Genomic DNA, 14,068 nt, shown 5'->3' with positions numbered 1-14,068 from the left:
GTCATTTATAGAGAACATCGAATGTCTGGAAATTACACAGCTGAAGCAATTGAGGTCTTAAATGGTCTTGAACCAGTGCAACGCCGCCCCGGTATGTACACTGATACGAGTAGACCTAATCATTTGGCGCAGGAAGTTATTGACAACAGTGTCGACGAAGTGATTGCCGGTTTTGCAAGCAAGATCATTGTGACTTTACATGAAGACGGCTCAGTAGAAGTGGAAGACAACGGTCGGGGAATGCCTGTCGATCTCCACCCGCAATTAGGTTTAAGCGGCGTGGAGGTTATCATGACTCGTCTACATGCTGGCGGAAAATTTTCTGATAAAAACTATAGTTTCTCGGGAGGATTACATGGCGTGGGCGTTTCGGTGGTTAATGCGCTTTCTGAACGGGTTGAGGTGACGATTAAACGAAACGGTATTATCTATCACATGGCATTTGCCAATGGTGATAAACAACAAGAGCTTAACGAGAGAGGCGTGACCAAAAAGCGAGATACGGGTACGCTTATCCGATTTTGGCCAAATGCAAAATATTTTGATACGCTGAAAATCTCCGTCCGGCAATTAACTCACGTATTACGCGCCAAGGCGGTACTATGCCCTGGTCTATCGATGACCTTCATTAATAAGGCCAGTAACGAGGAAACCCATTGGTGTTATGAAAAAGGTTTGGCTGATTATTTAAAGCAGTCATTATCCGCAGATTATTTTCCTGAAGAACCCTTCACAGGTGAATTTTCCAGTGATGATGCTACCGTAGACTGGGCTTTAGCCTGGTCTAAAACGGCCAATAGTCACTTAAATGAAAGTTATGTGAATTTAATCCCCACGGCACAAGGTGGTACTCATGTTAACGGCTTACGAGCTGGCCTTTATGAAGCCCTGACTGCTTTTTGTGAATTACGAAATTTACTTCCTCGTGGTGTGAAATTAGCTGCCGATGATTTATGGGAGCCTTGTCAATATGTCTTATCGGTGAAGATGAAAGAACCTCAATTTGCCGGACAAACCAAAGAACGCCTCAGCTCGCGTCAAACTGCCAGTTTCGTGAGTAATGTAGTGAAAGACGCCTTTGCTCTTTGGCTCAATCAACATCGCCAGCAAGGTGAAATCATTGCTGCTTTTGCTATTGAGCGGGCACAAAAACGTCTTCGTCAAGCGAAACAGGTCGCTCGCAAACGAGTTAGTCAAGGCCCCGCTTTACCCGGCAAATTAGCGGATTGTTTGCAGCAAGACTTAAGTCAGGCCGAATTGTTTCTTGTCGAAGGGGATTCAGCAGGCGGTTCTGCAAAACAAGCACGCAACAAGGATTTTCAGGCCATTCTCCCCCTGCGTGGAAAAATTTTAAACTCTTGGGAAGTTGAATCTTCTGAAGTGTTGGCTTCCCAGGAAATCCATGATATTTCTGTTGCTATTGGCGTAGATCCCGGCTCTGAAGATCTGAGCGGTCTGCGTTACGGTAAACTTTGTATTCTTGCGGATGCAGATTCGGATGGTGCTCATATTGCCACTTTACTGTGTGCTTTATTTTTACGCCATTTTAAACCTCTGGTACGTGCCGGCCATATCTTTGTGGCTATGCCTCCTTTATATCGTATCGATGCGGGAAAAATCGTTCACTATGCTTTAGATGATGAAGAAAAAGAAACTATTATTGCCCATCTCACGCAACACAATAAAGGAAAAATCAATGTACAACGTTTTAAAGGGTTAGGTGAGATGAATCCTTTGCAATTACGCGAAACCACCATGGACCCGGACACCAGAAGATTGGTTCAACTTACTCTTGAAGACGAACAGGCCACCATGGCCCAAATGGATATGATGCTGGCAAAAAAGAGAGCCGCTGATCGGAAAATATGGCTGGAAACCAAAGGCAATCTGGCTGAAATATAATCAGGGATACTTTACAAAACTGTCTTGTTAAATTTAGTAGGTGTTCACAGAAAATTTGCATATTCCGTGAACAATTACCCAAGCTGTGGATATTTTGACTGATTAAACCTGCTCACCAGTCTAATAATATTTAACCTACAATAAAATCCTTATTTTATAAGACTTCCTCTTACTATGCTTATCCTTCCTTCACTTCAAAAGATGTGGATAACTTTGTGTATATTTGGTTTGAATCCTGCAACAAGACATTATTTTGATAAGGCTTTATGAACCGAAGTGGCAGCAACGGCAGCCTGGCTTGTTGCAACGCAAATTTGATTTAATCCAGAGACAATGTCTCCGGCGGCATATAAACCTTGAATGTAATTTTTCTAACAAAACTTTGCCAGAAATTCCTTCTGGAAATCCCGGGTAATTATGAGAAAGCGGTATACTCATAGCACGGCTATTTTGATTATCAAATACTACAACATTGCGGCGGTAACGCGCTAAATAAACAGCAGCAGTCAGACCTGCAGGCCCGCCGCCAACTATAATACAATCCCACAGGTTCCCAGCCATTTTACCCCCGGATTAAGTGTTGATGAAGTTTAGGAATTTGAACCAGAGCGTAGGTGGCGGCCTGTGTTAACACCTTGCTCCGTGATCCCGAAAATTTTTTGGTTTCAGAAAAAACAATAAGGGGTTGAGAGATATTAAAACCCCACCCGAAGCATACCGTTCCTTGTGGAATCCCATTTTCAGGCCCTGGTCCCGCTACACCTGTTGTTGCGACTATCACACTGGCTGTGCTGTATTTTAATGTGCCTTCAACCATTTCACGCGCTACCTCTTCACTGGTAAGCGTGTATTGATCAATTGTACTTTGTTTTACTTTTAATAACCTTTTTTTGGCTTGAATAGAATAAACGACAAAACCAGCCTCAAGACAAGCCCCGCTTCCGGGAATTTTAGCAAGCAAATGAATTATTCTTCCTGCCGTGCACGATTCAGCGGTAGTTAAAACAAGATTCTTTTCCTTCAAATAAGATAATACTTGCTTTATCTCGTTCATATAATTCCTTTTTGATTAACATCATATTCCCTAAGATTTAATTTCTATATGTTTAATTTAAATGACAAATTAATGATCAATAGATCAAGTATAATAAATATTGAAGATTTTTGGTTTTGAGATGAATTTTTGTGAGCTTTATTCATCCGGTTGCCATGAGGTGGCAACCGGCCTACGTTAATTACGGATTTATAATTTTATCCTTTATATAAACACCTGCTTCTTTCAAATTGCTGTCTACCCAGACACCAGACGAACACGTGTTTGTTTTCCAAACGGCTCCGGAACGGAAATCATCAGAATAATTCCAATTTGCCCAGCCTATTTTCCGAGTTGCCATAAGCTGCATATATCTATCTGCCATAGCAAAATCATTGTCACCGTCTCCTGAGTAAGTTTGGGTGGCAAACTCAGTCACAAAAATGGGCAATACTTTAGCAGCATTGTCCAAAGCCTGTAGATAATTATCCCGATGTGAAGCGGCATAGAAATGAAATGCATACATAATATTGGGAAAATTAACAGGGTTTGCTGTGATTTCCTGAAAACCGCTACCATCGGATACCCCTAAAGAACTCCAACCGCGAGTACCGATTATAATGGGGGCATTATTATCAATGCTACGAATGACAGGAATAATCTGGTCAGCATAATTTTTAATGGCAGCCCAACTTACGCCATTCGGCTCATTTGCAATTTCATAGATAAGGTTATTTTTATCTTTATGAAGGTTAGCTATATTGGTAAAAAACTGCCTGGCCAAATTAAGATTATAATTAGGATCGCCCGGATTTAGAATATGCCAATCTACAATCACATAAATTCCCCGGTTATAAGCTTCATTAATAAGACGACTGACCTGTTCCGTAAACGCAGCAGGATTAGTCTCATACCCCCCTTCCTGAACATATAAAGCGAGCCGAATAACATTCGCTTTGAAATTATTTACGAGTGCATCCAATGATCCGGAGGTGATGCATTTTCCCTGGCCATACCATTGTAACCCATGAGTACTCATACCCTTTAATTGAATGGGAGTTCCATGTTGATTACAAAGCTGTGTACCACAGACTGTCAATTGTCCATTCACAGCCACCGGCGTTCCCTGATTCACGGAAGTTAACGTAATAGTTTCTACAGCATCGTTTGTCGCAGTGAAGGGTTGAGGAGAAAAGGTTATCGAATACCCTGGAACATCCTGGGACGCCACAGTATAAATGACCCCTTCGTTTAAAGTAACTGTCGCGTTGCCCGTACCATCAGCTAAACTCACTGTTTGCTGAACAGCTGTGGAACCATCATTAGGCTGCAAAGTGACCTTTAAGGATGATAAATTAGCCGGGGCACCCCTAATCTGTAAAGACACGGCCACTTGAGAGGTTTCTACGCAGTTATAAGTTAAGCTGGTTGCAGGAGTCGTAGAACTCGCTGTCAGCGTAGCAGGATTAAAAGTGGGGGTACAACGGTAGTTATTATAATTAATAACTGGCGTTGAAAAGTTATAAATGCTCCCTGCTTTAAGGTCGGCAATTGTGACCGTATTGTTCCAGGATAGTAATTTACTAATGGAACTTCCCATTTGGATATCTCTTACCAAAACAGTCGGGCTTTCGGAATATCCTGTTAATTCAGGAGGAAGTGCTGGTAGTTTAATGGAAAGCTTCCCGGTTTGAGGAGCAAGGCTGTACGTAATTGTTGAAGAAGCCTGCTGATTGGCAGTCACGTTAACCGTACTGGGTTGCGCCTCCCCTTGATAAACACTCCCTGAACTATCGGTAATATTATCGGGCGCCAGGCTATAACTGCCAACAGCCAATCTCTGTACCGCAAAGCTTGCTGCCCAAGGTAGCTGTAGATCTTTTACGTTTTGACCATTCATCAATAAATGAACTAACGCATAATTTTGATTCACGTTCGCAGGTTTAGCACTGTTATGCAAGAGAATAGAGCCAGTGTCACCGCCTGTCTGTAAATAAACATTCGTGGTCCCTTCCCTATGCGTATCTGAACTCACACCATATTTTATCGCAATGGAACGCCCATTGGGTAATTTTGTATCAGCGCCGGGATAGGTCGGAAAGTGTAAATGCAGGCTAGATAAAAATTTTCCATCAGCGTCTTGTTGCGATGTGATCATCAATGAATTATCAGGGTAGGGTAGAGGTGAGAAATCGCCCCAGAAATTAGTATTCAACGCAGAATTATTTTTAAAAGTCACGGTAGCATTTTGGAAATCAACGGTCTGATTACAATTATTAGTCAAAGTTAACGTCATGTTTTTCCAATGATTATCACCTTGAGCACTAAATTTGGATGAAATGCACGTGGCAGGCACTACCTGATTAAGTGTTTGAATTGTAGTTTGAGCCATCGTCATCTGCGTACTCAATGCAAGCAGAGGCCCTAAACCAAACAAGAATCGTTTCATTGATTATCTCCTTATTGAACAGTCTTAATTACCACTCGAATCCAGCTTTTTTAGAAAGCACAACCTTTTAAGGTATACCGATTGAAGAACTTTTGGAAAGAAAAAATTTACTTTTTACGATAATGGGTTACAGGATTGTAACTATTTAGAGCAATATTATTGTTTATAAAAGATCAAAAAGATGAGGAAATTCTCTGAGTTTATATGTGAAAGAATAAAAAGATACCAAAAGGCGCTTAGGATCGAACAAAAATTCAAAGAGTCCCGAATTGCCACGTAAAGTCGGCACGGGAATCCATTCTCAACTTGCCTCATCACTTTGCTTGAGAGAAAATCCCCGCCTTTCGCGGAGATGACGTTAATAAAATCACAAAGGCTGACCCCGCGCTGAGCAATCTGCCAATTGCTCTATCAGAACCATGGCTTTCTGAAAATAATGAAAGTCAAGTCTATCTCTTTTCCTTTTTTTTCTATAGAATGACAAAGTTCCAATGTTCTATTCGACTTTTCTCCCCTGTGGATAGTTTCACCAATTAACCACCCTGACCATTCATAAAAGTACCTTCATTGAGGTGATAACCCTTATTTTATCAGCCTTTTTCTTGTTCTCCTTAAATACACTTATCCCCAGAATGTGTGGATAACCTTGTGTATAGCCGGTTTAAATCCTTGATAATCCTGTAAAGTCTCTCGTTGCATCACCGATAGCGAACTGTCTCTTTTTTAGCAGCACTCGTAACTTGTATTGCTACTTTAAAGAATTATTTTTCGGCATGCCCTTCTTCCCGAGCGCAATGAGTACAACAATAATAGGCCGCATTCACTTCGATACCATGAACCAATAATTCGACACGAACAATGTTGACAAACAGGTGCCAGTTGATGAATAGCACATTCAAAACAATCGAATAAGTATTGTTTTCCATTATGCTTAATTTCTAAAGTATTGTGGTAGTGATTTCCACAAACGATACATTTATCCATAATTGTCTCCTTTGTTCTTACAGCTAATTGTTATAAATCATTAAATTTCGCGGACAATTGATAGAGCAATAACGGCTAAATTGATTTTAATCGTTTTAATAAATATTGATGTTTTAAATCGTGCATCAACTCTTTAAGTGCATAACCTTGTTCCTCGGATAAAACGTCTTTTGCCTGCTTAAACAGCTCTCCTTCTTCTTCTCTGACATGATGGTTGACTATTTCTTCCAATTTTTCAATTTGAGTTGTCAGATTCTTCTCAGAAAGATTTTTTTTATCAAAGGTTTTAATTTGGTTTTCTATTTCTTTATGTTCTTTCCAACCATGTAATGCTTTATCTTTTGCTTTAGCGTGTTGTTCCAGAGCTACATAAAAAGTGTCCTGCTCCGACTTTGCATGAACAATCAATTCATCTGCAATTAACGTGGCAATATCTGCTTTTCTTTTGCCAGGTGCTTTCTTAAATTGTTTAAATAAATTACTTACTTTATCATGATCAGTTTTTAAATATTCATAAATATCCATTGTGTTCTCCTTAAGGAGTTAATACTATTTTTGTACAACCGTCTTTCTTTTCTTCAAAAAGTTCATACGCTTTAGCAGCATCTTTAAGCTTTAAACGATGACTGATAATTTTGGAAGGATCTATTTCGCCATCTAAAATTTTGGCTAATAAGGGCGCCATAAAATGCTGGACATGAGTTTGGCCCATTTTAAATGTTAAACCTTTATTCATCGCTGCTCCAAAAGGAAGATCATCAAGATAGCCGACGTAAACACCCGGGATAGATAAAGTCCCTCCCTTGGCGCAACACTGAATTGCCTCTCTCAACACATGAACCCGGTCAGAAGTTAAATACGTAGCCTGTTTCACTTTGTCCATAAAGGAATCAAGAGTAGGGCCTACATGGGATTCGCAACCCACTGCATCTATACATACTTTGGGTCCTTTACCTCGCGTCATGGCCATTAATGCGTCGAAAACATTCTCTTCTTTAAAATTAATGGTTTCCGCTTTTGCCCATTTTTCAGCAAGTTCAAGTCTTTCAGGAATACAATCAATTCCGATCACACGCCCCGCCCCTAATATCCACGCTGATTGCATTGCAAATTGTCCTACTGGCCCACACCCCCAAACAGCAACCGTGTCACCTTTTTTTATATTTCCATTCAAAGCAGCCATATAGCCTGTAGGCAAAATATCTGAAAGAAACAGTACTTTTTCGTCTGGAATATCTTCAGGCACTTTAATTGGCCCAATATGGGCATAAGGAACGCGTGCAAATTCAGCTTGCCCGCCTGAAAATCCCCCTAAAAGATGAGAATATCCAAAAATACCGGCTGGTGATTGACCTAATTTCTCTTTTGCCAGTTCCTCATTCGGGTTCGAACTATCACATAAAGAAAATAATCGTTGCCGGCAAGGACTGCATTTACCACAAGAAATAGTGAAAGGTACAACAACCTTGTCGCCTATTTTTAACTTTTTACTGGCTTGAGAACCCAGTTCGACAACCTCTCCCATGAACTCATGGCCCAGGATATCGCCTTTTTCCATCGCAGGCATCACCCCGTTATAAAGGTGCAGATCGGAACCACAGATAGCTGTTGCGGTGATTTTGACAATGGCATCGTGTTGATTAATTAATTGAGGCTCGGGGACCGACTCAACCCTGACGTCTTTTTTTCCGTACCAACGTAGAGCTTTCATACATCCTCCTTTGCATGAGTTGTTTTTATACTATAGAATAAAATTTCCAAAAAGTAGGGAAAAGGAAGAAACCGCTCAATAGTAAACTTACTTAAAATTTCATTCGCATACTATAATTAGTTTACGTCCGTTAAGAAAAAGGAATTTCAATGCAAGCACGCGCGTTTAATTCGATCTCTATTAACCGGGAAAAAAATATTCTCACCAAGTCCTCTAAAAATAAAGAAAAATTGGGGGATGAAATCTCTTACTATTTAGATATTCCCGACCCGATCACTGATTTTTTTCCCAGATTAATAAATTTTAAAACTGATTTCTCTGCTTATTATTTAGAATACCTTCCTTATAACTCTCTGGAAGATTTGATTTTAAAAGGAAAAATTTCCTTGAATGAAGGAAAAATAATTTTAAGAAATTTATTAAATATTCTCGAAGAAATTCATCAGTTTAAGCCTGATTTTAATATTTCAAATAAAGACATTGCGAATTTTTATATTAAAAAAACTAAAGAACGCATTATTCAACTAACTAAAATTGATTATTTTAAATCACTTTTAGCTAATTCCCATTTAAAAATCAATGGAAAAATGTATAAAAATTTTTTTAGTATAGAAAATATTTTTTCAAATCAAATTATAAAATTTACTAAAAAATATCATAAAGTCAGAGTAATTCATGGTGATTTTTGTTTTAGTAATATTCTATATTGTCCACAAAAAAGGATCATTAAATTAATTGATCCGCGTGGTTCCTTTATTTATAAAGGAATTTATGGTCATAATTTATATGATTATGCGAAATTAATGCATTGCCTTCATAGCCGGTACGATTTTTTAGTGAATGATCAGTTTAGATTATGTGAAGAAACACCCAATCAATTTTATTTTGAGATTCCAAATCATGAACTCCTCAGAGAACTTGAGGAAATTTATATTGAGCAGCTGCTAAAAAAAGGTATTCCATTAGAGTTTATTTATTTAATTGAAGCATCGTTATTTTTAAGCATGGCCAGCTTGCATTATGAAAATATAGAGCGGCAAAAAATTCTTTATTTGGTTGGCATTATTCTTTTAAATCAAGTAGCCGAGGGCAAATATGCGAATATGTATTGATATCGATGGAACAATATGTACTTTACGAGAACCTCATCAGACCTATGAAGAGGTTACCCCTTTAGAAGGCGCTGCAAAAAAAATTAAAGCACTAAAAGACAAAGGCTATTATATCATTTTAAACACCGCACGCCACATGAAAACCTGTGATTCTAACGTGGGACAGGTTATTGCCAGAGAAGGGTTAACACTACTTGAATGGTTAAAAAAACATGATTTTGTTTTCGATGAAATTTGGTTTGGCAAACCTTATGCTCATGTTTACATCGATGATCGGGCGTTAAAATTTGAAGGCTCCTGGGATCTGATTGAAGAAAATGTGATAAAAAATTACTTATAACCGGTTAACCAGTGCAGGAGGCAAGGGTGAATATTGTGATACCTATGGCAGGATTAGGAAGTCGCTTTAGTCAAAGCGGATTTTCTTTACCAAAACCTTTAATTAACGTTGCTGACAAGCCTATGTATCGCCATGCCGTAGAATGTTTGCCTTTAGAACTGGCCAATCAGTTAGTATTTATTGTGCGAGAAGACCGTTTTTATGAAACTCTGGAAAAGGATATCCTAAAAAATTATAGCCACCTTCCTCTTGTCATCGTTAAACTGGCTCATGAAACAGAAGGACAGGCAGACACTATTCTACAAGGTTCTCATTATTTAAATCCAAATCAACCCATCCTGATTCATAATTGTGATACTTACGTTCAAGGTGATTTTGATTGGGCTGGTTTACAAACCCAAAACATCGATGGGGCCATTGTTTTATTTTCTTCTCAGGAAACACGATGGAGCTACGCTAAATTGGATAAAAATGATCAGCTTATTATTGATGTTCAGGAAAAAAAAGTCATTTCCAATCATGCAACCACGGGAACTTATTTTTTTAAAAATACGAAAGAACTTCTTCAAATAATTCAAAGTAATATTGAAGAAAATAAAAGACAGAATGGTGAATTTTATCTTTCTACCGTGTATCAATCCATGCTGGAGGGTAATAAAATTATTCTTCCATTATGGACTAAAAAAATGCTTTGTTTTGGAACCCCTTCGGACTTGGTTGACTCTTTAAATGAATTATTGCTCCAGGCAAGAGCATAATAATGATTCAAGAAAAAGATATTTCCATTGTTGTGCAAGGGCCAATTATCCACCAATCAGCTTTTGGGATAACAAATAAAACTACACAATTGGTATGTCAGCGATTAAAAGATCTTTTTCCTTCCAGTGAACTTATTTTATCGACCTGGGAAGGAGAAAATGTAAACGGTATTATTTACGACAAAATTATTTTTAACAAAGATCCCGGAGCCACCTGGTTTAATTACGAGAATTATGATCTTCTGAATAATTGTAATCGTTTAATTCTATCAACTTTTTCTGGAATTAAAGCAGCATCCAGAAAATATGTATTAAAACTACGCTCTGATTTATTTATTATCTCAAAAAAATTTTTAAATTATTTCGATAAATTTAACCTATATAATACGGAATATAAATTTGTAAAAAATCGTATTATTTGCTTCAGTTTAAACACCTTGTATGGGCATAAAACTTGTTTATTTACTATGTATCGCCCTTTTCACATCAGTGATTGGGCCTATTTTGGTTTTAAAGAAGATTTACTTAATTTATACGATATCCCTTTAATTAAAGAACCCGAATTTTCTCAATGGTTTTTAACCCGTTGCAAGCCCTTTTATGATATTGAACCCTGGCGCTTATGGAAGATGCCACCCGAGCAATACATCACTTATTCTTTTTTAAATAAATTTTTTTCAATTTCCCTGGAGCATACAGCAGACACTTCTCATGATAATATCGTCCTTTCTACTCAATTAATTACTAATAACTTTCTTATTTTAGATCAAACTCAATTTTCTTTAATTTCATTGAAGTATTTATATTTTCCATTTTCCTCAGAAAAAGGCTATGAATGGTATATTTTTCATAGTGATTGGCTCAGAGATTATTGTAATCTTATGGAAATGACTGTTGTTAAAAAATTAGACTATAAAATACGGAGTAATATTCGAAAATTTATAAGTATTATTTTGAATAAAACACTTCGATTAATAAATAAAAAGAATGGGGCTGTTTGTCACTTATTTGCTTTTTTTATTAAAAGAAAGATAAAAATCAGAGGGAATCATGATACCCGATAAGGACATCTCAATCGTTGTACAAGGGCCTATTTTAACTCAGTCAAAATACGATGTTACTGAGGAAATCACCCAATTAGCTTGTTTACGGCTAAAAAAACTTTTTCCCACGAGTGAATTAATCCTCTCAACGTGGGAAGGAGAAGATACAAGGGGAATTGTTTATGACAAAGTCATTATGAACAAAGATCCCGGCGCCAGTTGGTTTGATTACTATAATCACAAACTTCTTAATAATTGCAATCGACTAATTATCTCTACTTTGGCGGGTATTAAAGCAGCATCAAGAAAATATGTGTTTAAAGTACGATCTGACTTATTTCTTGTTTCAAAAAAATTCTTAAATTATTTTGAACACTATCCTCTGTATAATACAGAATGTAAATTCGTTAAAGCGCGCATTCTTGCTTTTAGTATGTGGTCTATTCAGGGCCATAAAACTTCTCTATTTACCATGCATAAACCTTTTCATATTAGCGACTGGGCTTATTTCGGTTACAAAGAAGATTTAATGGACCTTTACGATGTTCCTTTAATTCCTGAACCACATTTTTCTCAATGGTTTTTGACTCACTGCAAACCGTTTTTTGATATCGCTCCCTCCGTATTATGGAAGATGCCCCCGGAACAACATATTACAAGCTCTTTTTTGAACAAACATACGCCAATTAAACTGGAACATACCGCGGATACCAGCAATAATAATTGTCAAATTTCTGCAAAAATGCTGATGAATAATTTTTTAGTATTGGATCAAACGCAATTTTTTCTTATTTCTTTAAAGCATTTTTGTTTTCAATTTTCCCGAGAAAATCACGAGTGGTTTATTTATCATCATACCTGGTTAAAAAATTACTATGGTTTAATTAAAGGGCGCTCTTTCTTCAATCGATTAAAATATCAGACACTCTCTTACTTAAGACAACTTTATCTTTTTTCTCTATACAATATCTTACGAGTAATCAATGTAAGGACTAAATGGATCGATAAATTATCAGCTTATTGTATTAAAAAATGGACTAAAAATTCGTAAGCTTTCGCAGATCATTGAAAAAATTGCCAAAGCCTAAATCAGCTACCAATGGGATTCACCTGTGTGATTGATCTGTGTTGGTTCAGGAAAAACCTGATTCACTCAAACAGACTCTACCCGCCACACCAGTATTTCATACAGGCAAGTCCACTTTTAAATCCCAACATTAATGACAAAACAGTTAACTAAAGCGAAAATTTGGCGTGTCCTGAACTTATCACACTTATTGATAAACAGACTACTAAATGAACATATCATGCAAAAAAAACAATAGAAGTTAATTTTTTGATAAGTTATCAATGATAGAATAGAAAAGCTATTGACTTTGTTGAAGAGTTAAAAACATGAAACTGGATGAACTCACCTTTTTTAAATTACAGGCAAGACTTCTTTGTTGCTCCAGGGAAAATGCTAGTATTTTTTCCACTTTAGATAGTTATTCTCTACTCTTTATCTCATCTAACCTTAATCTATCTTTTAAACAATTAAAAACGCTTAACCCCAAAAAAACAGCCGCGTTATTGGGTGAATTATATGATCAACCTATTAAAGACAACTATCAGCAAATAAAACAACAGCTTAAAGGTCTTTTACCTACCCTTTTAAAAACATCAGAATATCGAAAGGGAGGATTAAGTAGTAAGGTTTCTTTTCGGGCTAATTATTTTCCTGCTATAGATATTGCCAACCAAACTCCCGATTACCTAAACGGCTATGAAGAAAAATATACGATTAAACTACTTAACTCGACAAAATGCTTCCATGAAAAAGGCATCAGATTAGGCGCACTGGCAAGATGTCTTAACAAAAAAAGTCTGGAAGAGATGGAATTTGTTAAATATAGTGGCAATAGTCAAATTCGAGGCAATCCTGAATTTTTATCAGGATTTAAAATAGGAATGGAAAACCCCAATTCCGTACTGAAGAAATATATTACTTTCTTCTTAAGGGATAACCATACAGATCAGTGCCTGCTTTCTACAGCAACATTACCCGCAGCAGAAAACAACGCGCCCGTTGTTATTTTTTCACAAGAATCACCAGCAACGAGGGTACAATGCCCATCTACTGCTCATTCCAGTCTAGAAAACGGTAATACGGTAGATAATTGTTCTTCCTTGGAAACGCGCACCTCATACACAACCCCAAATTCAACCGTAACAACCACCCAACCTTCGTTAAGACAGGAAAATGATAATGATTTCCCTCATTCTGATGGAGAAATGGCTCTGCCTGTTCGTCCATTTCAGCAGACAGAAAAGTCAGTCACAGTTTCCGATAACCCTGGTTACCAAAAAAATAATGACTATGGAATTCAGGTAGCAAATAACACTCCCAGTCCTCCGCTTAATAATCAAGAGAGAGAAGAGAACCCACTCAATCAACCCACTTTACCTGCTTCAAAAACACCGCAAAACAATGCATCTTCTGTTGTCGCCACCCAATCACCGATGACTCGTCCTTATTCAATAAGTAATTCTATCCCCTGGGAAAAAAGCAGTCTTAATAGCACCAATGCCAATAAAACAAGGTCTGGTCAAACTCGCGCCTCCATTGCAGAGAATCCCTGCCATTTCTTTCAAAACCCGTGGGCCTCACTGCCTTCTTCCAGTTTAAATCCACTTACCTATGCTCAAGGTCACGCTAAGAAAAGAAAATTGATACCTTAACCTGTGGATAAGCGT

The 14,068-nt window shown here is 37.6% G+C and carries 13 protein-coding genes; 7 read left to right on the top strand and 6 right to left on the bottom strand.

All coding sequences use genetic code 11. The annotated features are described in order from the left end of the window. Positions 1-21: 21 nt before the first annotated feature. Positions 22-1,902: a DNA topoisomerase IV subunit B gene (parE, locus tag T345_RS0101565; RefSeq protein ID WP_028387790.1), complete on the top strand. Its 1,881-nt coding sequence runs from the start codon at positions 22-24 to the stop codon at positions 1,900-1,902. A 264-nt stretch (positions 1,903-2,166) separates the two neighbouring features. Here the strand turns inward: parE and T345_RS15540 are convergent, their stop codons facing one another. From T345_RS15540 to T345_RS0101535, 6 genes are all read right to left on the bottom strand, one after another. Continuing rightward, on the bottom strand, positions 2,167-2,463 hold the full coding sequence (locus T345_RS15540) for an NAD(P)/FAD-dependent oxidoreductase (protein WP_035917918.1): 297 nt from the start codon (positions 2,461-2,463) through the stop codon (positions 2,167-2,169). Between the two features lies 1 nt (position 2,464). Further along, positions 2,465-2,956: a CinA family protein gene (locus T345_RS0101560; protein WP_028387789.1), complete on the bottom strand. Its 492-nt coding sequence runs from the start codon at positions 2,954-2,956 to the stop codon at positions 2,465-2,467. Positions 2,957-3,137: 181 nt separating this feature from the next. Beyond that, positions 3,138-5,384 (bottom strand): glycoside hydrolase family 5 protein, encoded by a 2,247-nt coding sequence (locus tag T345_RS15280; RefSeq protein ID WP_207385027.1) that lies wholly within the window; start codon positions 5,382-5,384, stop codon positions 3,138-3,140. Positions 5,385-6,145: 761 nt separating this feature from the next. After that, positions 6,146-6,310: a hypothetical protein gene (locus T345_RS14710; protein ID WP_211249727.1), complete on the bottom strand. Its 165-nt coding sequence runs from the start codon at positions 6,308-6,310 to the stop codon at positions 6,146-6,148. Between the two features lie 133 nt (positions 6,311-6,443). Further along, positions 6,444-6,893 carry a hemerythrin domain-containing protein gene (locus T345_RS0101540; protein ID WP_028387788.1) on the bottom strand — a complete coding sequence of 150 codons (450 nt, stop codon included), beginning with the start codon at positions 6,891-6,893 and terminating at the stop codon, positions 6,444-6,446. Between the two features lie 10 nt (positions 6,894-6,903). Further along, a complete protein-coding gene (locus tag T345_RS0101535) occupies positions 6,904-8,079 on the bottom strand; it encodes a zinc-dependent alcohol dehydrogenase (protein ID WP_028387787.1) in 1,176 nt (391 codons plus the stop codon). 149 nt (positions 8,080-8,228) lie between these two features. Here T345_RS0101535 and T345_RS14465 point away from each other — a divergent pair, with 149 nt between their 5' ends. The 6 genes from T345_RS14465 (at position 8,229) to T345_RS0101505 (ending at position 14,053) form a co-directional block, all read left to right on the top strand. Next, the gene (locus T345_RS14465) at positions 8,229-9,191 is read left to right on the top strand and encodes a protein kinase family protein (RefSeq protein ID WP_051555080.1); all 963 of its coding nucleotides are present in this window, start codon (positions 8,229-8,231) and stop codon (positions 9,189-9,191) included. Further along, complete coding sequence (locus T345_RS0101525; protein ID WP_028387786.1) at positions 9,175-9,531, top strand: HAD hydrolase family protein; 357 nt, start codon at positions 9,175-9,177, stop codon at positions 9,529-9,531. Before T345_RS14465 ends, T345_RS0101525 begins: the two co-directional genes overlap by 17 nt. A 26-nt stretch (positions 9,532-9,557) precedes the next feature. Next, complete coding sequence (locus T345_RS0101520; RefSeq protein ID WP_028387785.1) at positions 9,558-10,289, top strand: glycosyltransferase family 2 protein; 732 nt, start codon at positions 9,558-9,560, stop codon at positions 10,287-10,289. 2 nt (positions 10,290-10,291) lie between these two features. Next, the gene (locus T345_RS0101515; protein WP_028387784.1) at positions 10,292-11,353 is read left to right on the top strand and encodes a WavE lipopolysaccharide synthesis family protein; all 1,062 of its coding nucleotides are present in this window, start codon (positions 10,292-10,294) and stop codon (positions 11,351-11,353) included. Beyond that, positions 11,340-12,383, top strand: coding sequence for a WavE lipopolysaccharide synthesis family protein (locus T345_RS14460; protein ID WP_028387783.1), 1,044 nt, complete (start codon positions 11,340-11,342; stop codon positions 12,381-12,383). The genes T345_RS0101515 and T345_RS14460 overlap by 14 nt, the downstream gene beginning before the upstream one ends. 344 nt (positions 12,384-12,727) lie before the next feature. Continuing rightward, positions 12,728-14,053, top strand: coding sequence for a hypothetical protein (locus tag T345_RS0101505; protein WP_028387782.1), 1,326 nt, complete (start codon positions 12,728-12,730; stop codon positions 14,051-14,053). Positions 14,054-14,068: the final 15 nt, after the last annotated feature.

This window comes from Legionella fairfieldensis ATCC 49588, assembly GCF_000621525.1.
GTDB lineage: Bacteria > Pseudomonadota > Gammaproteobacteria > Legionellales > Legionellaceae > Tatlockia > Tatlockia fairfieldensis.
The sequence above is the reverse complement of the archived record's forward strand: the minus strand, read 5'-3'. Positions and strand labels throughout refer to the sequence as shown.